This is a genomic window from Mesorhizobium sp. Cs1299R1N1 (assembly GCF_037179655.1).
Classification (GTDB): Bacteria; Pseudomonadota; Alphaproteobacteria; order Rhizobiales; family Rhizobiaceae; genus Mesorhizobium; species Mesorhizobium salmacidum.
Window position 1 is genome coordinate 86,927 of sequence record NZ_JAPYKR010000015.1, and the last position, 21,877, is coordinate 108,803.

General features: G+C 63.6%; 19 protein-coding genes. 8 read left to right on the top strand and 11 right to left on the bottom strand.

Features of this window, described 5'->3' with window-relative positions; all coding sequences use genetic code 11:
* Positions 1-445 precede the first annotated feature (445 nt).
* From O7A70_RS27725 to O7A70_RS27755, 7 genes are all read left to right on the top strand, one after another.
* A complete protein-coding gene (locus O7A70_RS27725) occupies positions 446-1,363 on the top strand; it encodes an MBL fold metallo-hydrolase (RefSeq protein WP_337143198.1) in 918 nt (305 codons plus the stop codon).
* Between the two features lie 474 nt (positions 1,364-1,837).
* Entirely contained in the window at positions 1,838-2,605 is a 768-nt protein-coding gene (locus tag O7A70_RS27730; protein ID WP_442921222.1) for an alpha/beta fold hydrolase, read from the top strand.
* A gap of 70 nt (positions 2,606-2,675) precedes the next feature.
* Complete coding sequence (locus O7A70_RS27735) at positions 2,676-3,434, top strand: SDR family oxidoreductase (RefSeq protein WP_337143200.1); 759 nt, start codon at positions 2,676-2,678, stop codon at positions 3,432-3,434.
* Positions 3,435-3,517: 83 nt separating this feature from the next.
* The gene (locus tag O7A70_RS27740; protein ID WP_442921218.1) at positions 3,518-3,922 is read left to right on the top strand and encodes a cupin domain-containing protein; all 405 of its coding nucleotides are present in this window, start codon (positions 3,518-3,520) and stop codon (positions 3,920-3,922) included.
* Between the two features lie 102 nt (positions 3,923-4,024).
* Complete coding sequence (locus O7A70_RS27745) at positions 4,025-4,462, top strand: CBS domain-containing protein (RefSeq protein WP_337143201.1); 438 nt, start codon at positions 4,025-4,027, stop codon at positions 4,460-4,462.
* A gap of 91 nt (positions 4,463-4,553) precedes the next feature.
* Positions 4,554-5,618, top strand: coding sequence for an alpha/beta fold hydrolase (locus O7A70_RS27750; protein ID WP_337143202.1), 1,065 nt, complete (start codon positions 4,554-4,556; stop codon positions 5,616-5,618).
* A gap of 62 nt (positions 5,619-5,680) precedes the next feature.
* Positions 5,681-6,067, top strand: a complete 387-nt coding sequence (locus O7A70_RS27755; protein WP_337143203.1) for a SapC family protein — start codon at positions 5,681-5,683, stop codon at positions 6,065-6,067.
* Between the two features lie 334 nt (positions 6,068-6,401).
* On the opposite strand, the gene O7A70_RS27760 is transcribed toward O7A70_RS27755, so the two are convergent.
* Positions 6,402-7,736, bottom strand: coding sequence for a four-carbon acid sugar kinase family protein (locus O7A70_RS27760; protein ID WP_337143204.1), 1,335 nt, complete (start codon positions 7,734-7,736; stop codon positions 6,402-6,404).
* A 5-nt stretch (positions 7,737-7,741) separates the two neighbouring features.
* A complete protein-coding gene (oiaX, locus tag O7A70_RS27765) occupies positions 7,742-8,992 on the bottom strand; it encodes a 3-oxo-isoapionate-4-phosphate decarboxylase OiaX (protein ID WP_337143205.1) in 1,251 nt (416 codons plus the stop codon).
* Positions 8,993-9,175: 183 nt separating this feature from the next.
* On the opposite strand from oiaX, the gene O7A70_RS27770 reads away from it, so the two are divergent.
* Positions 9,176-9,889, top strand: a complete 714-nt coding sequence (locus O7A70_RS27770; RefSeq protein ID WP_027145252.1) for a transcriptional regulator NanR — start codon at positions 9,176-9,178, stop codon at positions 9,887-9,889.
* Here the strand turns inward: O7A70_RS27770 and apnL are convergent.
* The 9 genes from apnL to O7A70_RS27815 form a co-directional block, all read right to left on the bottom strand.
* Positions 9,865-11,724, bottom strand: coding sequence for a D-apionate lactonase (apnL, locus tag O7A70_RS27775; RefSeq protein WP_337143206.1), 1,860 nt, complete (start codon positions 11,722-11,724; stop codon positions 9,865-9,867). The two genes, O7A70_RS27770 and apnL, sit on opposite strands and share 25 nt — an antisense overlap.
* Entirely contained in the window at positions 11,721-12,755 is a 1,035-nt protein-coding gene (locus O7A70_RS27780) for a Gfo/Idh/MocA family protein (protein WP_337143207.1), read from the bottom strand. The genes apnL and O7A70_RS27780 overlap by 4 nt, the downstream gene beginning before the upstream one ends.
* Before the next feature lie 2 nt (positions 12,756-12,757).
* Entirely contained in the window at positions 12,758-13,822 is a 1,065-nt protein-coding gene (locus tag O7A70_RS27785) for an ABC transporter permease (protein WP_337108998.1), read from the bottom strand.
* Positions 13,822-15,360: a sugar ABC transporter ATP-binding protein gene (locus O7A70_RS27790; protein WP_140718147.1), complete on the bottom strand. Its 1,539-nt coding sequence runs from the start codon at positions 15,358-15,360 to the stop codon at positions 13,822-13,824. Before O7A70_RS27790 ends, O7A70_RS27785 begins: the two co-directional genes overlap by 1 nt.
* A complete protein-coding gene (locus O7A70_RS27795; RefSeq protein ID WP_337143208.1) occupies positions 15,357-16,019 on the bottom strand; it encodes a DUF2291 family protein in 663 nt (220 codons plus the stop codon). The genes O7A70_RS27790 and O7A70_RS27795 overlap by 4 nt, the downstream gene beginning before the upstream one ends.
* Before the next feature lie 142 nt (positions 16,020-16,161).
* Positions 16,162-17,103, bottom strand: coding sequence for a D-ribose ABC transporter substrate-binding protein (locus tag O7A70_RS27800; RefSeq protein ID WP_337143209.1), 942 nt, complete (start codon positions 17,101-17,103; stop codon positions 16,162-16,164).
* Positions 17,104-17,363: 260 nt separating this feature from the next.
* A complete protein-coding gene (locus tag O7A70_RS27805) occupies positions 17,364-18,191 on the bottom strand; it encodes a phosphogluconate dehydrogenase C-terminal domain-containing protein (protein ID WP_140510409.1) in 828 nt (275 codons plus the stop codon).
* Positions 18,192-18,295: 104 nt separating this feature from the next.
* A complete protein-coding gene (locus O7A70_RS27810) occupies positions 18,296-19,330 on the bottom strand; it encodes an ABC transporter permease (protein ID WP_337143210.1) in 1,035 nt (344 codons plus the stop codon).
* Positions 19,327-21,801, bottom strand: coding sequence for an ATP-binding cassette domain-containing protein (locus tag O7A70_RS27815; RefSeq protein ID WP_337143211.1), 2,475 nt, complete (start codon positions 21,799-21,801; stop codon positions 19,327-19,329). Before O7A70_RS27815 ends, O7A70_RS27810 begins: the two co-directional genes overlap by 4 nt.
* Positions 21,802-21,877 lie beyond the last annotated feature (76 nt).

The following is a 21,877-nucleotide window of genomic DNA, read 5'->3' on the forward strand; positions in this document are numbered from 1 at the left end:
TTTTCGATCGTTAGTACTCCATTAGGATAAGCGCCGTACGTTTGCTAAACGACCAGACGAGCTGACTGTCTAGGCAGCACAAAAGGATCGGGGTGTGTAGGCCAAAGTTTAGGAGATGACGTTGTTTGCGAGAGCAGGATTTTCGGCCGCGCCGGACTTGCTCGTTCGGACCAGCGTGCCAACCAAGACATGCCTGAAAACGCTATGTCGGGGGCGCGCCGACTGCATCATAGCCGTTTGCGGGAGATCACCGATGCTCTCAACGGGTCCGGCATAGACCTTCGCATGGCGAAACCGACGCTTCCGCTCGATGGCCGCGCGGGCCGATGCGGTGCAACTTCCTCCACCGACGCCAGTGGGTCGATGGAGGCGCGTGCCAACCCATGGGACCAGCGGCGGAGGTGGCCGATATGGCCGTGGATAAGGCGATCAGCAGGAGACAAACATGAGCTTGGACAACACCTCACACCCCGGTAGACCGGGGTCCGACGAGTTGGTTCCGTCGCGTTACGCGCTGCGGGTCGGCGAGATTGAAGTAATGGTGGTCAGCGATGGAGTGCTACCGATACCGGCCCCGGTTATGGCATACAATGTCGACCCGGCCGTCCGGGCGGCCTGGCTGGAGGACATGTTCCTGCCGCCGGAAATGCTCGAGTGGCCGCTGAATGTGATCGTGGTGCGTAGCGGCGGCCGGACCATACTCGTCGATGCTGGGCTGGGGATGGACCCGGACTTGCACTTGCCGCAGGCCGGGCGGTTGGGCCAGCGGTTGGAGGCCGCCGGCATCGATCTCGCATCGGTGACCGACGTGGTGCTTACCCACATGCACATGGACCACATTGGCGGGCTGCTCGTCGAGGGGGTGAAGGACCAACTGCGTCCGGATCTGCGGATCCACGTGGCAGCCGCGGAGCTCAAGTTCTGGGAGTCGCCCGATTTCTCTCGGGTCTCAATGCCGCAAGGTTTCCCGGACGCACTTCGGCGGACGGCCAAGCGGTTCGTCAACGAGTACCATAACCAGTTGCGGCCGTTCGAGGATGAGTACGAGGTGGCGCCGGGGGTGGTCGTCCGTCGCACCGGCGGCCACACCCCCGGACACAGCGTGGTCCGCCTCGCGTCCGGCGGCGACCGGCTGACGTTCGCCGGCGACGCTGTGTTCCAGGTCGGGTTCGACCGCCCCGACTGGCACAACGGCTTCGAACACGATCCCGAAGAGGCGGCCCGCGTCCGCGTCAGCCTCTTGCGGGAGTTGGCGGCGACCCGCGAGCCCCTGGTGGCCACTCACCTGTCGTTCCCATCCGTCTGCCACGTCGCGGTCGAGGGCGACGCCTTTCGTTGCGTACCGGCCGTCTGGGATTACTGACCGCCTGTCGGGTTGATGCACGTCGCGCAAAAGTGCCCCCGGTTTCGCAGACATGCATCGAACAAAGACTTAGAGCGCGTCGCATGAATCCGTTTCGACGCGACGCGCTCCAAAACCGCCGCTCCGATATCGTCGAGCATCATGGCGACGGCCCGCTTGAAGTGTGAACTCTCTTCGCCAGAGGCCTTCGGCGCCAAGGCCGTGAAGAGTTAGCGCGGACATCCGCTGGCCAGCGGCCGCGATTCCTGATCCGGCTTCTGCCGGCCTTCCACACCAGCGAGAGATATCCCATTGCGAAGCACGGGAAATCGGGCCTCGTCCCGCGGATCCTGTCCCCCGATGGCCTACCCTGTACCTTGGCATCGGATGACAGACCCTTCCGTAGAATAGCCGCGCGGGCCGCGTCGTCGCATTTTCCTCCTCACTGGTCACGACAGGCCACAAAGGAGAAAGCAAATGCCAAATATCACTGGAATCCTGGCGCTCACCGCGGCGCTTGCCGTATCGGGCAGCGCGATGGCCCAGACCGCGGGTTCTCAGTCCAAGCCGACGATCGTGCTGGTGCATGGCGCCTTCGCCGAGTCTTCAAGCTGGGATGCAGTCATCTCAAAACTCAGCGCCGACGGTTATACAGCGATAGCCGCAGCCAATCCGCTCCGCAGCGTCGCGAGCGATGCGGCGGCGGTCTCAGCCATCGTCCGGTCGGTCTCCGGGCCGGTCGTGCTGGTGGGCCATTCCTATGGCGGGCCTGTCATCACCGAGGCGGCCAATGGCAATGCCAATGTGAAGGCCTTGGTCTATGTGGCGGGATTCGCGCCGGATACCGGCGAATCGAGCCTCACGCTTTCCAGCAAGTTTCCCGGCAGCACCTTGGGGAGCGCAATTGTCCCAGTCGCATTGCCCGACGGCGGACAGGATCTCTTCATTCAGCCGGCCAAGTTCCGCGCCCAGTTCGCCGCCGACGTCCCGGAAGAGCAGACTTTGCTCATGGCGGCCACTCAACGCCCCGTTACGCAGGCAGCTCTGGCTGAGGTTTCGGGCGTTGCTTCGTGGAAGGTTCTGCCGTCCTACATGATCTATGGCTCGGGTGACCGCAATATCCCGCCAGCCGTCATGAGCTTCATGGCAAAGCGCGCGTACGCCGTAAAGACTGTCGTCATCGAGGGTGCATCCCACGCTGTGATGGTCTCGCATCCCGGCGAGGTCACCTCGCTGATCGAAGACGCGGCATCGGCACAGTGAGCATCTGGCCGGAACGCCATCCGTTCTATCGAAACAATCCATTCCGACACGCAAGACCAGGAGACCAGACATGAAAATCGTCGTCATCGGCGGAACCGGGCTGATCGGTTCAAAGACCGTGGAGCGCCTGCGAAACAAAGGACATGACGTGCTTGCGGCTTCACCGAACTCGGGAGTCAACACCGTCACGGGCGAAGGCCTGGCCGTTGCGCTTGCGGGCGCGCAGGTCGTCGTCGATCTCGCGAACTCGCCGTCGTTCGAGGAAAAGGTTGCCATCGAGTTCTTCGAGACGGCCGGGCGAAACCTCTTTGCAGCCGAAACGGCAGCTGGCGTGCGTCATCACGTTGCGCTGTCGGTCGTCGGCACCGACCGCCTGCAGGGCATGGGTTACTTCCGCGGCAAGATGGCTCAGGAGAGGCTCATCAAAGAGTCGGGAATTCCCTACACGATCATTCACGCGACGCAGTTCTTCGAATTCACGGCCGCTCTCGCAAACACAGGCGCGGTTGGGGATACCATCACTATGTCCCCGGCGTATTTCCAACCGATGGCGGCCGATGATGTCGCCGACGCGATGGCGGACGCCGCGCTTGCGGCGCCACTGAACGGCATGATCGAAATTGCCGGTCCGGAGCGCGTGCGTCTCAGCGAACTGGTCGGGCGGTTCCTGAAGGCAACCAAGGACCCTCGCAAACTGGTCGTGGATCCTCACGCGCTCTACTACGGCGCAGTGGAAATTGACGATCGAACGCTCGTCCCCGGCGAGAATGCTCGCATCGGCTCGATACACTTCGACGATTGGCTCAGCCGGTCCGCGCAACAGCAATAAGCAGTCAGAAGAAGGGAACGCCGAGCTCATCTCAAGCAGATCGGCTGTCTCTCCCACTCATTCTTGCAAACTGGAGATAAGACATGATCAAGACGTTCGTCTGCGCGGCGGCATTCACCACCGCTTTTGTTCCCGCAGCCATGGCCCATGATGATGCAAGCGTGAAGCTTGTCTACGACCATGTTCTTCCAAATGTGCCTGGCAAGAGCATGAAAGCCGTGCTTGTCGAGTACGAGCCGGGCGGTACATCGCCGGCCCACACCCATCCGAATTCGGCGTTCATTTACGCGACAGTCCTGGAGGGGGCGATCCGAAGCCAGGTCAACGACGGACCCGTAACGACATATCGCGCCGGCGAAAGTTTCTCTGAATTTCCGGGCGACCATCATTCCGTCAGCGAAAACGCGAGCAAGACGGAACGCGCCCGCCTGCTTGCGATCTTCGTCGTCGATACCAGCGAGAAGGAATTGACGATTTACGGGAAATGAAAGCGGGACGCTTCCGGCGGATTTCTGGCCAAACTCCACAACCATGCCTAAACTGAAAGCTATCCTTCGGCTGCGGCCGCAAGGCGCTCTTAGGAGGACGTCATGCGCATCGACAGCCTGCATCCGGTGACATCGGCCCGCCTCAGGGTGATCGGCGTGGACGCTACGGCGCGGAATGCAGCGTTGTCACTTTCCAATCCGGCCATAGGCCTGGTCATCGTTTGCCATGGCGGTGGCGAGGCGGCAGGGGTGTTGAGCAAGTCCGACCTCGTGCGTCACCTGGCGAATTCAGGATCGGCGGAAGCCCCCGTAACGGCATTGATGAGCCGGGGTCTCGTCTCCTGCGGTCCCGAAGACGACGTTCATTCGGTCTGGCAGATCATGGTCGCGCAACGGCTTCAGAACATTCCGGTTCTCGGCGCCGACTCGAAACCGCTTGGCATTCTCGATATCCGCGATGCGATGAAGGCGCTCTTCGAACAGGAGGAACTCCAGGAGCAGCTGCTCGCCAGCTACATTGGTGGTATCGGCTATCAATAGCGCAAGGGCAGGGCGCCGGTCTCGCAGCGGCCTCTTTGGGTCGATGCTGAGGTTCCTCCTTGCTGGTCACCGCAATCACAAAGGCATCATCATGGATACGAGCAAGTCTCCCGAGACAATCGACCATAGTCGCCGCCGCATTGTTGGTGCCGCGGCAATGACGTTCGCCGCCACCGAGTTTGGCTTGAATGTGCCGGGAAGCATGGCGGCCACTTGGACGAGCCAGGCACCAGCGTCCACGACGCAGGCGGCACACAAATCATTCGGCCCGCTCAGGCAGGTCAATGCCGGGGCGCTGAACGTCGGATATGCGGAGCTGGGGCCCGCCGACGGCGCACCCGTCGTCCTGCTCCATGGTTGGCCATACGATATTCACACCTACGTCGAAGTCTCGTCCATGCTCGCCTCAGAAGGGTATCGCGTGATTGTGCCTTACGTGCGCGGCTATGGCACGACACGTTTCCTGTCGGACGAGACGATGCGCAACGGCCAGCAGTCGGCGCTTGCGGTCGATGCGATCGCCCTGATGGATGCGCTAGGAATCGAAAGAGCCACGATCGCCGGCTGCGATTGGGGTGCCCGGACGGCGAACGTTCTTGCTGCGCTCTGGCCCGAACGTTGCAAGGCGATGGTCTCGGTGAGCGGCTATCTCATTGGCAATCAGCAAGTCGGCACGCTGCCGTTGCCACCCAAGGCGGAGCTGCAGTGGTGGTACCAATACTACTTCGCCACGGACCGCGGTCGTGCCGGCTATGAGAAATACAGGCGCGATTTCGCCAAACTCATCTGGCAGCTCGCTTCGCCGAAGTGGAATTTCGATGATGCCACCTTCGAGCGCAGCGCAGCGGCCTTCGACAATCCGGACCATGTCAGCATCGTGATGCACAACTACCGCTGGCGGCTCGGGCTTGCTGAAGGCGAGCCGAAATACGATGATCTGGAAAACCGGCTCGCCCAAGCCCCGGTCATTGCCGTGCCTACCATCACGCTGGAAGGCGACGCCAATGGCGCGCCACATCCGGACGCCAGTTCCTACGCCAAGAAATTCTCCGGCAGATATTCGCACAGGCTCATCAGCGGCGGGATCGGACATAATCTGCCGCAGGAAGCTCCGCGAGCATTTGCCGATGCAGTCATCGAAATCGGCGGCTACTGATTGCCGACCTACACCTCCGAGGGTAGGCTTTCCGGGTCTCCGTGAATCCAGGAGTGGGCTGTATGGGTATGTCGGCATCCCGACGCAATTTGGCACCTGTGCCTCACGCAGCAGCAAGCCGTTGCTTTTGGGGCGCGCTCGCCTTCTGCAACCAGTTCCAGATCGACTTCAGGGCCACCCGCGAGATGGTCGACAAGATCGACGCCCACGGCCTGTTTTCGCCGCGTCAGAGCAAGGTGACGCTGGAAGGCGGCGAAGTGCTCAACCTCACCGACTTCCAGGTGATCGACGAGGCGGCCTTCAACACATTGAGCGACGGGGCCTTCCTCGACCTCAGGAAGTCAGGCGCGCTCGGCCTGCTCTATTGCCACCTCGCCTCGACCAACAGCTGGACCTCGCTGGTGCATCAGGCGTCGGTGCGCAAGGCGGAGGGGGCGAAGAGCGCCTGAAGGCAAAAGCGTCGAACTGCGGTTTGGCGTGCGCAAAGGCGGGTCCGCAATGCGCCTCAATCAGCTGTAGAGCCCGCCGTAGCCAGTTCCCGAAAGCGGTCATTTTGAGCAGTCAGGCGGGGTGGCTCGCCTGCGCGGCATGTCTGCCATTCCTGGCGAAGCGCAGCCTTTTTCGAAAGCGGTCGTCGCTGAACCAATGCTTAAAGGCCTGTTCCGGAGGGGCTCTGCCGGTCGACTTTCGAGCAGACATGTGCTCGCTTGGTGCTCGGGCGCAAGCCCTAATCGACTGTGCATGTCTCCCCAGGTTTCGCAATGTCCCAGCGCAACGCCAAGGTCAATTCTGAAGGCCGTCACGGATGGACGAGAAATAGCGGTCGGTTCCTACCTGCCCGCCCTTCAACGCGACCTCCAGCCCGTCGATCGCATCGATGCTGGAATGGGCTACGCAAAGCGGGGAACCGGGCGAGGCGGGCAGGGGCATCCTGACGGTCAGCGCGTCTACGCCCATTTGTCCCAGCGCATGGCTTGACGTGTCACCGCCTGCGATGATCACGCGCCGCAAGCTCTGCTCCTCCGTCAATTGGCGCAGCAGCGCACCAAGGCCGCGGCCAAGCTTGTGGCGGGCACCATCCTCCCGGTCGATTTCGGCGCCCCTGTCGGCGGTGGGGCCAAGTGCCGTATAAAGGATGACGCTGCGCCCTGCTTGCAGACTGGCGCGGCCCTTTGCCGCCGCACGCGCAATCGCCTGCACCGACCCCTCCGAAACCAATTCGACAGGGTCGACCTCAATGCCGTCGAAACCGTCGGACAGGGCATGCCGGATCTGTCGTTCGGTGGTCGGCGAGCAACTGCCCGACACGACGGCCACCCGGTCGATGGCACCCGGCTGCGCAAAGCGTGGCCCAGCGTTGGCGATGCCCCTCGACGCCCACTCGGTCAACAGCGCATATTCGATTCCGGACGAGCCGACGACGATGGAACCGCCCGGTTTGCGAACCCGCCATATTTCCTTGCCAGCAAGGGCTTGGGTCTCCCGGTTGTCGACGTCGATAAGAACGATGGCGGCACCGTTCTCCACGAGGCGATCGAATGCCTGCGATCGCGATGTGGACTGCAGCGTCGCCAGGTCAAGCAATCCCAAGGAGAGTCCGGTCTGTCGCGATATATGAATCAGCAGGTCGGACTCATTCATCGGCGTTGTCGGATGGCGGCTCATCACCGGATGACGGTCGATGCGGAAATACTGGTCGCGATAGGCCGCGAACAGGTGGCCAAAGGCAGTGTAGCGTCTGAGCTGCGGTGCGCCGACCAGCATAGGCACGCTGTCCTGTGCGAAGACCGAGCGGCCGATCTCGATTGCCCGGCCGATGCTGCCGATTACCGGACTTGAATCGAAGGTCGAGCAGACCTTGTAATGGCAGATATCGGCTCTCAGCGCCTTCAGCCAGGCGAACGCGTCACGCAAATGCGTGTCCATCCACTGCGGGGTCTCGCTGCGGCTGGTGCCAGCGAGGCCAACCGCGCGACAGTGCGAAAACCGTGCAAGCTGCTCGGCGTCCGGCTGGCGCATGAACAACACGGTCGGGACGCCACCAAGCTCGAGTGCTTCCATCACATCGGTCGAGCCGGTGAGGTCGTCGCCATAGTAGCTGAGCAGCAGGTCTTGCATGGGTGTCAGGCCGCCCTGCCATCGCCGAATTTTTCAATCGACCGCGCTAGTTCGGCATGGCTGCGGGCATAATCGGCCAGCGGAATGCCGTCCACAGCCGCCTGCCAGGCCTGACGCACGGCGCGCACGCCGGCGCCCGGTCCGTCCGGATGGCTGACGATGCCGCCGCCGCAGAGATAAAGGAGATCGACCGTTCGCCCGGTGCGTTCATAGGTCTCGGGTGCCTGTCCACCCCATTGGCCGGAACCGGCCACCGGCAGCGCGCAATCGTCAGGCGAGAAGATCGGCGTGGTCACCGCCTTGAAGGAGCGGACGAAGGATGCATCTGGTTCCCAGTATTTCGAGGCAATGCCGTTAATCTGGAACTGGTCGACGCCGAGCAGCCGCCAGAACTGCTGCCAGACTCTGAAATCCATGCCGAGCCCGGGATGGCGGGTGAGGATGTCCCAGCCATTGCGGTGGGCGTGCAGCACCAGGCCGGAGCGCTTCCTCAAGAACGCCATGCCGCCGAAGCCGATGGAGTTGATGTTGACCACGGCACAATTGCCGCCGGCCTTGATCACCAGATCGTGGTTGCGCATCATCTCGTCGGGATCGGCATGCGAGATGCCGAAGGCATACATCACCTTCTTGCCGGTCTTCTGTTCATGGTCGAGGACGAGCGGCATGATCGCCTTTATCCGCTCCGCCAGAGGCGAATAGGCAGGGCTCATCAGCTTCTCGTCGTCCTTGATGAAATCGACGCCGGCCTCGATCAGTTCGCCCACCATCGCGGCCGTCTCATGTGGCCGGAGGCCCAGCGCCGGCTTGACGATGGTGCCGATGATCGGACGGCCCTCGACGCCGGTCAGCATGCGGCTGCCAGCGAGGCCGAATTGCGGTCCGGGATGGGCGCCCCGGTATTGTTCCGGCAGCTTCATATCGATGACACGAATGCCGGTGAGCCCCTTGATCGAATATGTGCCGCCGACGGCAATGGTCATCAGCGCCGCAAGGTCGGTGCCGATGGCATCGAACGGGAAGGCGATGTCGACATCAGCGCGCCTGAACGGTCCGTTGCCGGATCCCGGGAGAGACGGCTGCGCGGCATCAGGCAGGTGGCGGATTGCCAGCACGCGCGCCGCCACGCGAGCCTTCAGTTCCTCCGTCTCGCCCGGCAGCGCGACGAAGGTGCCGGTCGACTGGTCGCTGGCGATCTTGGCCGCCAGCGACTCGATGCTGCCTGGCGTCTCGATGCGGTAGGTCAAGGTGATCATGGATGTCGGCCGGTCGAAAAGGGTTCGAAAAAAGTTTCGTCGCGCAAGAAATCTGGTATAATGAGTACATAAGTATTGCAAGGAATATCCCATTGGCGGCTACAGTGCGGTCAGCGGACGGGCATTCCAGGAATCGCAGCGGCAATGCTAGATAGGGCTGGGTCAAGGGAGTGATTCGCGACGATGAACCGTTCGGAGCCGATCGTCCGGCGCAAACTTTCCGACGAAGTCTTTGCAAGACTGAAGCGGCTGATCACCAGTGGCGAACTGCAGCCCGGCGATGACATGCCGTCCGAGCGCGAGTTGATGGAGCGCTTCGAGGTCGGCCGGCCGGCGATCCGTGAAGCCATGCAGGCGCTGAGCAATATGGGGCTCGTCGCCATCTCGCATGGCGAGCGCGCCAAGGTGCTGCAACTGACCGCCAAGTCGATCATCAAGCAGGTCGACGGCGCGGCCAAGATCATACTGTCTTCGTCCAGGGACACGCTGGAGCACCTGAAGACCGCGCGCATCTTTTTCGAACGCGGCATGGTCAGGGAAGCCGCGGAAAAGGCCACATCGGAGGATGTGCAACTGCTGAAGGCAACCGTGGCCGAGCAGCGCGCCGCGCGCGGCGATTCGGAAGCCTTCATCTCCGCCGACATGAAGTTTCATACCCAGATCGCGTCCATTTCAGGCAATCCGATCTATGTCGCCGTCAGCGAAGCCACGCTGGGCTGGCTGAAGGAATACCACACTGAAATGCTTATCTGGACCGGCAAGGAAAAATACACGCTGACCGAGCACGAGGAGATCATCGACCGCATCGAGCACGGGGATGCCGACGGCGCCGAGAAGGCGATGATCAAGCACCTCGAGCGCTCGCGTGCGCTCTATGTGATGAATTCCGAGAAGTAACCGATCCTGGTAATCGCATAGGGCGGCATTGCGAGATTGCCCTGGCCAAACGCGGAAGCGTCGACCGGGACGTCTTTCGATGTCAGATTCGCCAGCCAGACGATGATCTTGCCCGAGACAGAGCGGCCGGCCAGCGCCAGGACCCGCGTCTCGTCGCTCGTCGTGGCGGAAACATGCGTCAGTCCAGCCAACTCACAAAGCCCTTCGATGGCCTGGAAGATCGGCCGCGGCGTTCCTTGCGCGACGGGTTCGCCTGATCCCGCGACCACGCCGAACGGTCCGGCGAAGCTGGACAGTGTCAGCATCTCCAGTCCCGCCGGCGCGACGCGCGCGGCATAGCCGATCGTCCATGCGGCGGCGAACTGCGCGGCATGGCGGGGATCGCGGTTCGCCATGGCGATGCGTTGGCCCTGCGGATTGTCCTTGGTCGCGCCGCCATAGGGGTTCTGGCGCATGGCCATCGTCGATGGCCCGATCCGGTACGGCTCTGTCCCGAAGATCGCACGGGTGGACCGGGTGATGAAGGGCAGCGCCTCCAGCGATTGCATGACGCTGAGATCGTCGGCGGCATGCACGATCGGACAGGTGCAGTGGGTGATGAAATCGAGCTGGTCGGCCGGAACGCGCTTGCGGTTGAGCTCGGTGAAATAGCTGAACATGCCGCCGCCGAGACGGATATCGGGAAAGGCACGGCGAGCGGCCGCATACACGTCCTCGAGCGGCGGGCATGCCGGCCAGGCACTGCCCGGCGGCGTCGACTGGCGGTCGACCGCAGGAGACACCGCGACAGCATCGAGCCGCAGGCCTGCCCGGCGTACCAAATCGGCGACATTGGAAAGTTCGGCGTCGAGATCGCCGGCGCAGGCGACCACGCATTCCAGCGTCGTCGAAACAGGGTAGGCGGCGGCGAGCCGGGCATGGGCGCGCAGCGCGTTGAGGCCGTGGCCGCGGGTCGGATCAAAGTGGAAAAGCAGCTGCCGGGGACCGAGCCTCCCCAGCATCGGCAGGTCGGCAAGTGCCGCCTCGACATCCTCGGGATAGATCACCACGCCGATGTCAGGCAGCTTCGAGCCGGCCTTGCCGAGTTTGACGCGGACCGGTTCGGCCGCCGCTGCCGAGGCAGGCACGTTGGCGTCGCCGGTGATTTGCAGGCTGATCGTCTGGCGCAGGGGTTGTCTGGCCGGCAGCACATAGGGCCATGGCAGCGCCAGCGGCCTCACATAGGTCTTGTAGGAAGCGTCAGACCAGTTGCGCTGGTCTTCCATCTCGAATGTGTCGCCATCCATCCGGCATTGCGCGACAACGCCGGGCCGCACCTGATGCGTGATGGCGCGCAAATTCTTGAACGGCTGCCAGGGGTCGATCAGATCGGGCAGTTCCGTCTCGACTACCCCGCCGTCGGTATGCTCGACCGTCACCGGGCTGCCGGCAAGGCCGGCGATCGGGTGCAGGATGCAGAAGCCGCAGCGGTTGGTTTCGAAATCGCTCTCTGGCAACGCGGTCACGTCGAACACCAGCCTGCCGTCGGCGGAGCCTTCGATCGTGGCGCGGAAGCCGAGCCGGCTGCCGTTCGGGCCGAGGCAGCTTGCCGTGTAGCTGACTGAGAAACGGTCATCCTTCTGGTCGATCGCCAGATCTGTCAGATCAGGCTCGTATGTGCCCCAGTCACGGTCGCGCACGATATAGGCGATGGCGCGCAGCACTTCGGTGCCGCCATGGCGGATGGTGCGCAGATTGCCGTTGACCAGCTCCGTACTCAGCGCGCCCGCGCGCAACGTGACCGGCTTGGGCTCGGCCGCGAGCGTGCCGTAGAGCTGGAAAGCCTCAGCCGTCATCTGAGCAAGGCGTCGATTTGCACCGGCCCGCGGCTGGCGGCACCCGCATAGGCGGCCTCGACCAGGGCAAATGTCTTGAGATTGTCGGCGCCTGAAGTAGCCGGTTCCTGGCCTGATGCAAGGCAGTCGATCCAGTGCTGCTGGATGGCGGCAACGCTCTCCTGGATGTTGTGCCATGGTCGCGAGGCCCAGGGCAGCAGTGGTGGCGAGACGTCGCTCACCTTGGTTCCGGTTTTGCCTGTGACGGTCAGCCGGTAGCCTTGCGCCAGCCGGATCGTGCCGTCGCTGCCGTCGAGTTCGATGAGTGTTTCCGGGAACGGCTCCACAGCAAGCTTGGTCGCATAGCTGCAATCGACCACCGAAGTGGCGCCGCCGGCGTGGTCCATGAGCATCGTGGCGACATCCTCGCCGGCGATGGCCGGGTTGATGCGTGCGGTCCGCGCGGTCAGGCTCGACACATCGCCGAGCAGGAAGCGGGCGATGTCGAGAATATGAATGCCGAGATCCTCGATGATGAAGCGTTTGCCCGTCGCCAGATAGGGCTGGCCGGAAAACACGTCATAGCCGGAGCGAAAGGAGATGCGGCCGAAGAAGGGCGTGCCGATCTCGCCGCTGTCGAGTACGGCGCGCACCGCCTGGATCGGCGACTGCCAGCGAAAGTTCTCATGCACCATCAATGGCAAGCCGGCTGTTTGGCAGGCCTGCACCATCGCCTTGGCATCACTGAGCGTCGGCGCGAACGGCTTCTGGCAGATGACGGGAACGCCGTGCGCGGCGGCCATCTCGACCAGCTCACGATGGCTGCCCACCGTGGTGGCGACGTCGACGAAGTCGAGTTTCTCCGCCGCAAACATCGCCGCTGCGTCCGTGTAGCGCCGTGCGACATCGAACTGGTCGCCGACGATCCGCAGTCGCTCGGCATCGCGGTCGCAGACCGCGACGATCGAGGCGCCCTCGATGTCGCGCCAGGCATGCATCTGGTTGACGGCGAAGAAGCCGCAGCCGATCAGCGCTCCACTTAGGATCTCCATGCTCAACCCACCTTTGCCATCTGCATCAGCGTGACGCGCTGCTGCAGCCGGCGCTGCGCCTGGTCGACGACGACGGCGACGATGATGACCAGGCCCTTGATCACCATCTGCCAGAAGGAACTCACGCCCATCATCACCAGCCCGTCCGACAGGATGCCGATGACAAAGGCGCCGACGATTGTGCCGCCGATCGTGCCGCGTCCGCCCGACATCGAAGTGCCGCCGAGCACCGCCGCGGCAATGGCGTTCAATTCGAAGCTCTCGCCCGTCGCCGGGTGCGAGGCCATCAGTTCCGAGGAGATGATCAGGCCGACGATCGCGGCGCAGAAGCCGGAGAACATATAGACGAACATCTTGACCATGTTGACGCGCACGCCCGAGATCCGCGCCGCGCGCTCATTACCGCCGACGGCGAAGATGTGGCGGCCGAGCGGGGTGTAGCGCGCGAGGTAGGCAGCCCCCAGCGCCACCACGATCAGGATCCAGATCGACACCGGCAAGCCGAGCAGCCGGCCGGCGCCGAGGAAGCCGAAACCGGTGGTGCCGAGTTCCGGCTTGCCGACGAGGTTGGGAAAGGTGCGGCCGTCGGAGGACAGCAGCGCGAAACCGCGCGCGACATAGAGCACGCCGAGCGTGGCGATGAAGGGCGCGACGTTGAGCCTGGTGATCAGCAGCCCGTTGACGGCGCCGATCGCTATGCCGACCAGAAGCGTGATCACGATGATCTCGAAGACGTTGAAATAGACGGTGTAGCCGATCTGCAGGTCGATACCGTTGAGCACGAGATAGCCGGCCACCATGCCGCACAGGCCGACGATCGAACCGACCGAAAGGTCAATGCCGCCGGTGATGATGACGAAGGTCATGCCCATGGCGAGGAAGGCGTTGAGCGCCACGTGCTTGGCCATCAGGATTAAATTGGCGGCCGAGAGGAAGTTCGGCGCGGCGATCGAGAAGAATACCAGCACCGCGATCAGCGCGATGAAGGTCCTGAGCTTCATCAGCGTCAGCAGCGCGGAACCGCTGGAGGCGGAAGGAGCGGCCGCCTTGGCCGGAATGTCAGTCATCAGCGTTGCTCTCCATGTGCCGGTCCGTGGCCCAGCGCCGACGCAGCGACGATCGCCGCTTCCGTCGCCTCGGCGCGGTCGAACATGCCGGTCAGTCTGCCATTGCTCATCACCGCGATGCGGTCGGACAGCGCCATCACCTCGTCGAGATCGGAGGTGGCGAACAGGATGCCGAGCCCGTCGCGCGAAAGCTTGCGCATGGTGCGGAAGACGTCGGCCTTGGCGCCGACATCGATACCGCGGCTGGGTTCGTCCATCAAAAGCACTTTCGGTTCGGTGAGCAGTGCCTTGCCGATCACCACCTTCTGCTGGTTGCCCCCCGACAGTGACGAGACTTCCTGCGCCGGATCGGCGACCTTGATCGCCAGTTCCCGAACCATCTGGACGACGGCCTGCCGCTCGGCGCCGCCGCGGATATGGAACAGGCTGACGAAGCGCGACAAGCTTGCCAGCGTCAGGTTGCTGGCGACCGAGAGGATCGACACCAGCCCTTCGCGCTGGCGGTCCTCGGGGATCAATGCCAGCCCGCGCTGGATGCGGCGCGTCGTGTCGCGCTCCTTCACCTGCTTGCCGGCGATGAAGATCTTGCCGCTGGCATGGCCATGACGGCCCATGATGCAGTCGAACAACTCGCTGCGCCCAGCGCCCATCAGCCCGTATATGCCGAGGATTTCGCCGGCGCGCAGCGACAGCGAGACATGATCGACCGCCAGCCCGCCGGTAACGCGCGGCAGGCAGATCTCCTCGGCGCGGAAGATTTCCTCGCCGGGCTGATGTCCGTCGGCCTTGGCGAAATCCTTGGCATCCGAGCCGATCATCTGCCGCACGATCCACTGCGTGTCGACTCGTCTCATTTCCTCCTGGCCGGTGATGCGGCCGTCGCGCAGCACGGTGACGGTGTCGCCGATGCGGATCAGTTCTTCCAGCCGGTGGGAGATGTAGACGATGGCGACGCCGCGCGCCTTGAGGTCGGCGATCACCTTGAACAGGATTTCGACTTCCGCCGCACTCAGCGCCGAGGTCGGCTCGTCCATGATCAGGATCTTGGCGTCGAGCGAAACCGCCTTGGCGATCTCGACCAGCTGTTGCTGGCCGATGCGCAGGTCCTCGACCAGCATGTCTGGCCGGATGCCGGCTTCGAGCCGGTCGAGGAATTCGCCCGCCCGCTTTTCCTGCTCCTTGCGGTCGATCTTGCCCAGCCGGTTGGTGATTTCGCGTGTGGCGAAGATGTTCTCGGCGACGGTCATGTTGCCGAACAGGTTCAGCTCCTGGAACACCATGCCGATGCCGCGCGCCACCGCATCTCCCGATGAGGAGAAGGAAACCTCTTCGCCTTCGAGCAGGATGCGGCCGGCGGTCGGCTGCTCGACGCCGGCGATGATCTTCATCAGGGTCGACTTGCCGGCGCCGTTTTCACCGACCAGCACGTTGACGGCGCCCTTGCGCACCTCGAAGTTCGCCTGCTTGACCGCCACCGTGCCGGCATAGACTTTCGAGACGTCCTCCAGCTTGAGGATGACCTCGCGACCAGGGCTCATGGCTTCGGCCCGATCTCGGCCTCCGCCGGAGTCACCAGCGGCAGGTCCTGGCCACCTTCGATCGTATAAGCGCCGATCACCTTGGCGGCGCGGCCTTCAAGTGCCTCGCGCGGCAGTTTGGACAGCACGGCCTTGCTCGCGTAGGCATTGAAGGCCTTGCCGAACTGGGCGAAGTCGATCTGGTTGGTGAAGTCGTTGAACTGGACGAAATCGAGGCTGTCGCGCAGTGCCGTGCCGCGCATCGCTGGGCCGATCTGGACGCGCGCATCGGCCTTGCCGTCGCCGTCCACGTCAATGTCCATCGTTGCCGCGCGCGACTGCGTGTTGGCGGCGATGATCTTGCCCTCGACACGCACCGCGAAGGTCCATGGCGAATTCGCCTGCTTCCTGGGGTTGCCGTATTTGGCGCCGGCCGCCGCCGGATCGGTCTTCGCCAACGCATGGACCTCGGCGAACGGCCCGGCCTTCTGCTTGAGATAGGGTCGGACCTTCGAGGCCCAGATGTCCTCGACCATCTTCTCCGGTTTGAAGGCAGGCGCATTGTTTTCGCTTTGCGCCACGGGCGTCGGCAGGATCTTGCAGGCGCTGAGGCCAAGGCCCACGAGCGCCGCAAGCATCATCCCGGTGAAACGGGTCAGCCAGGTCAATCTGTTCGGCATGGCGGTCAAAGAATCACCCGGAACGTGAAACTGGAGCAATTCCAGAAAAAGTGTGAAACGGTTTTCCGTCCGAATTTGCGTCAAAACAAAACTGGACGAGAGGCGAACACGGGTCCGCCCCTCGCCGTTGCGTTGAGCCGGCTCAGTTCTTCAGCGCGAAGGTTTCCAGCTTGGCGGCATTTTCGCCATTGACGAGCACGCAGTCCATCAGCTGTTTTTCCTTCTCGGGCGACTTCTTGTTCTTGATGAAGTCGTTGGCCTGTTCGACCGCCATCTGCGCCTGGGCAAAGGCAGGCTGCAGCACTGTCGCCTTGATGCCGCCGGAGGTGATGGAATCGCGCACGTCGTTCGAGCCGTCGAAGCCGACGACGATGACATCCTTGCGGTTCGCGGCGGCGAGCGCGGCATAGGCGCCCATCGCCATCGTGTCGTTGCCGGAGATGACGCCCTTGATGTCGGGATTGGCCTGCAGGATCGATTCCATCTTGGAATAGGCCTCGGTCTGGCTCCAGTTGGCCGACTGCTGCGTGACCATCTTCAGATCCGGATAGTCGTCGATGACATCATGATAGCCCTTGGAGCGGATGCCGGCATTGGTGTCGGACTCCTTGCCGACCAGCTCGACGAAGTTGCCCTTTTCGCCCATCAGCTTGACGAACTCCTGCGCGCCGAGCTGGGCGCCCTGGTAGTTGTTGGAGACGATCTGCGCCACGGCGACTCCGGTGGCGTTGATCTCGCGGTCGATCAGGAACGAGGGAATGCCCGCGTCCTTGGCCTTCTGCACGGCGGCCACGGTGGCGTCGGCGCCGGCATTGTCGAGGATGATCGCCTTGGCGCCGCGGCCGATCGCGGTGTCGATCAGTTCGGACTGCTTGTTGGCATCGTCGTCATGCACCAGCACCAGCGCCTCGTAGCCGAGTTCCTTGGCCTTGGCCTCGGCGCCGACCGCTTCCGCCTTGAAGAACGGATTGTCATGCGATGGCGTGATGATGGCGATGAGGTCCGCCGCGTAGGCGGGTATCGCCGTGCCGAGTGCCAGCACGCCGGCGAACGCCGCAAGCGTTATTCTGCGAGTCAGTTTCATGAAGTCCTCCCGTTTGAAAAGCCTGTGTCTCGATCGATCGAGGCCACTGTCTGCGTTTGAATCCATCAGGCTGTGAAGGTTGCGGAACGCCTGGCCCAAGCCGTCGGTCGGCCTCCCAAGCAAGTTCCTGTTCCCCGCCATCCTCCACCCGTCTCAGCTTCGAACTCCCGGCGAAGCGTGGTTGATCCGAGCGAAGATTAGCTTAGCCAACTGGTATGATGAGTCAACCACAAATTCAGGTAATCTGTACCCAAGTCGACTCAGGTGATCCGCTGAATGCTGGCTGCGATCTCTTCCGGCTCGAAGACCCGCTTCCAGTCGTCGCGCATCAGCACCGGCTTGCCGAATTCGATCGCCTTGTTGCAGGCGTCAGAGAACACGCCCTTGGTTTCGCCGAAGATGACGGCGCCGAGCACGTTCATGTGGCCAAGCAGGAAATCGAGCGCCGCTTGCCGGTCGACTCCACGCGCCACGACCTCGTCGACCGCCTCCTTCATGACGACCAGCAGCGAAGCGCAGACGGTTTCCGAAAGACCTGGCTCGAGCAGCGCCATCTGTTTGACGGAAACGCGGTGCGAGCGCATCACCGGCGCCCAGATGATCTTGGCGATAGCCTCGCCCTTGGCGTAGTCGGCTTCCGGTCCTTGCATCAGGGCGCTGACCATGTGCTGCTTGGCCTTCACACCGCCGAAATAGTCCTTCTTCGCCGCCATATCGGTCTCGTCGTTGAAGATCGGCGGATGGCAGGGATGGGTGACGAAGTAGGTCAGGTCGGGACGATCGGGCAAATGGCCGGCGAACGGCGCGGCTGCGTCGAGTACGATGACCATCGTGCCCGGCGCAAGCTTGCTCTCGATGCTTGTCGCGACCTTGCCGATATGGGTGTCTGGCACGGCCAGGATCACCACGTCGGCGCCTTCCAGCGCCTCGTCGGCGCTGACCGTGTCGAAACCCAGTCCGGTCTTCAGCCGCTCACGCCCGGCCTCGCTGACCTCGACATGGCGGATCGTATAGGGCGAGCCGCGGAAATTGGTCGAAAGGCGGTAGCCCATTTTGCCGCCGGCACCGAACAGCGCAATCGTCGTCATCTAGCCCTTGCTCCCTGGTCGTGGACGATGGCGTTACCGATCGTCATCTTATCTACTGGTATGATCACTCTACCACATTGGCAAGAGAAATCATCATCCGCTTGTCATTCCCGGCGGACAGCCGCCGCATTTGGCTCGGATTCCAGTGTGCCGTCGTCGTCGGTGCGGTCGACGGCGGCTCGGCGCGACAGCACTTGCCGGCCGGCCAGCGCCAGAACGAAGATGACGACGATGCCTTGCACGATGTCCTGCGCACCTGGCGGCAGGCCGACGATCTGCATGGTGGTGACGATGAAGATCAGCAGGATACTTGCGAACAGCGTGCCGACGGCGCTCGCCGAGCCGCCAAAGATCAGCGTGCCGCCCAGCACCACCGCGGCGATCGACTGCAAGAGATAGGGCTGGCCCATTTCGAGGAAGGCGCCACCTATATAGGCGCCGAGCAGCAGCCCATTGAGCGAAGCCAGCACCGACGAGATGATGAAAGCCGAAGCGATGACCCGGTTGTTGCGGATCGCGGCCAGCCGCGCGGCGGTGCGGTTCTGGCCGACCGCCGACAGCAATTGTCCGAAAACCGTGTAGCGCAGCACGAAGGAGGTCGCGGCCACGCCAACGATGGCGATGGCGGCCATGATCGGCACGCCGGCAATGCGGCCCGTCGCCAGTGTCTTCAAGAGCGGGCTGACGGCGAAGCCCGCTATGGCGCGGTTCGATAGCAGTGTCGCGGTCGCCAGTACATAACCTGTCGCCAGCGTGGCGATGATGGCCGGTATGTTCAGCCCGACGACGAGCAGCGAATTCAACCCGCCGACCGCGAGGCCGAGCAGGATCGCGGCGCCGACGCCGATGGCAAGGTTGGCGTCCTGGCCCTTGATGGTGAGCAGCGCCACGAAGGCGCTGAGCGTGATCACCGAGGCCACCGAAAGGTCGATATTGCCGCGCCCGGTGGTGACGACGAACATCTGGCCGATGCCGACGACGGTCAGGAACGAGGCCGACAGCATGATGCCCGACAGGCTGGAGAGGCTGAAGCGGTTGGTGACCACGGACAGCACCAGCCAAAGCAAAAGCACGCCGATCGCCGACCAGACCCAGCGGTTCTTCTGCGCCCAGAGGCTGAAGGCGGCGAGACCGTTCATCGTTCGCTCCTGCGGTCTGCGGTCAGGCCGCGCAGCGTCAAAAGGGCGATGAGGATCAGCCCTTGCGTTGCCGCGTTGAAGTCGCTGCTCACGTTCAGCGTCCCGAGCAGGGCGCCGATCAAGGCCAGTGTGACCGCGCCGGCGATAGTGCCGACCGGCGAGATGACACCGCCCAGCAGCGAGCAGCCACCCATCACCACGGCGGCGACGCTGAGCAGCGTGAACGAATTGCCGGAATTGATGTCGCTTGCCGTGTTGATCGCCGTCAGCGACAGGCCGGCGGCAGCGGCGAACAATCCGGCGACGAGGTAACGCACCAGCGCATAGCGCGTCGGCGACCAGCCGGAGCGGATCATGGCGGTCGGATTGTTGCCGAAGCCGCGCAGCACCACGCCGAACGGCAGCCGGTCGATCACCAGCACCACCAGCGCGACGGCGGCGATGAGAATGATGGAGGTGGGCAGGAAAACCAGCGACCAGCTGAACATCGCCGACAACCATTCGGGGCTGGTGCCGCCCGGTGTCGGCTGCAGTGCGTAGCCTAGTCCCATCCAGATGAAGGAGGCGCCGAGCGTGACGACGATGGCCGGGATCTTGCGCGCCTGGATCAGGCCGCCGAGCCCAGCATAGGCGGCGACCGCCGCCACCAGCGCCAGCGCACCGAGCCATGGCTGATCGTAGAGCAGCGTGGCGGAGAGCACGCTGACCAGACCAGCAAAGGCGCCGACGCCGAGATCGATCTCGCTGCCGCCGACGATGAACATCTGCGCCGCCGTCACCAGCACAAGGGACAGCGCCGGCATCAAGAGCAGGTCGAGCCCGAAGATCGAGGCCACCGCCGGGTTGGCCGAGATCATCACCGCCAGTACGGCGGCGAGGCTGATGAAGGGGGCCGCGTTGACCAGCCGGCGGGCAAGGCCGGCGCCGGCGGCGCTGTGCCCCGCGCCGGCACGGGTGTCCGCCTGCTGGGCAAAGGATGCGCCGACGACGGCCGATTCCGTGATCGCTTCGCCGCTCAATTCCTTGACGATGCGCCCGCCTGAAAACACCAGCACGCGGTCGCAGGCCAAAAGCTCGGCGTCTTCGGTCGTGTGCCAGACCAGCGTGCGACCACTGCGCGCGATCTCGTTGCAGAGCCTGTAGAAGTCTTGTTTCGTGGCAATGTCGACGCCGCGCGTCGGATCGTCGAGCAGCAGGATCGGCGAGTCGGCGACGAGCGCGCGGGCAACCAGCGCCTTCTGCTGGTTGCCGCCGCTGAGTTCGAGGATGTTGGAGCCGAAGCGTTTGTCGTCAAGCCGCAACCGGCCGGCTGCAACGCCCGCCGCCTCGCGGCAGGCACGTTCCGAAACAAGGCCCAGTGCCGGACGGCGGGCAAGGCTGCCGATGCTGATGTTTCCAAGCACGCTCCACAGCGGGAACACGCCTTCCTTCTGGCGGTCGCCGGCAATGAAACCGGCATCGCCGCTCCTGGTGATCGCGGTTCCTCCGGTGGAATCCGGCTCGAAGATGGCGTGCAGCAACTCCTTCTGGCCGCTGCCCTCGAGCCCCGCCAGTCCGATGATCTCGCCGCGGCCGATCTCGATATCGCGGCCGAGTCCGGCGGTCAGGGAACCGGACAATTTGACCAGCGTCTCGCCGCTGCTGGCGGCGACGGCGCTGTGCTGGTGGATTGAATTGGCGTCGCCGCCCATGAGCTGCACCAGTTGGCCGATCGAGGTGTCGGCGACATCGCCGCGCCAGGCGGTGCGTCCGTTGCGCAGCACCATCACCTGCGTGGCGATGTCGATGATTTCCTGCAGCTTGTGGCTGATGAAGATGAAGGCGAAGCCGGATTTGGCACGCTCACGGATAAAGGCCCGCAACTGTCTGGAGCGGTCGAGGTCGAGCGAGGAGGTCGGCTCGTCGAGCACGATCAGCTTGACGCCGGGCGTGGCGGCGGCGCGCGCGATCTCGACCATCTGCCGCTCGGCGATGGAGAGATGGCCGACTTCGGCGTTCACATCGATGCCGTTGGCGTGAAAGACGGCGTCCAGCGCTGCGCGGGCGCGGCCCCTGTAGAGTGCGCGCCAGCCCGGCCGGTTGGCCGCGTCGCCGGGTGTCTCCAGGAAGAAGTTCTCGGCGACGGAAAGGTTGGCGCACAGCGACAGTTCCTGGTGAACCATGCGGATGCCGCGCCTTTGCGCCTCCGCCGTGTCGTAAGCGCCGAAGCTCACGCCCTGTCCGGCGAACGAAATCGAGCCGAGGGTCGGCGACGTCGCCCCGCACAGGATGCGCATCAGTGTCGACTTGCCGGCGCCGTTGCCGCCGACCAGGCCGATGATTTCACCGGCCGAGACGGCGAGGTCGATCTGTGCGTTCGCCAGCGTCGGCCCGAAACTCTTGGTGATCCGCGACAGCGAGACGACGTTTGGCCTGATGTCGGGTATCGTAGCGGCTGCGCCTTCCGGATCGGCTACGGCAAGATGGGACATTCGCCCTCCGTTTCTTTACGGGCAAGGACCGGGCGCGGCCGTCTGGGCGGCGCCCGGTCCTTGGCAATGACAAGCC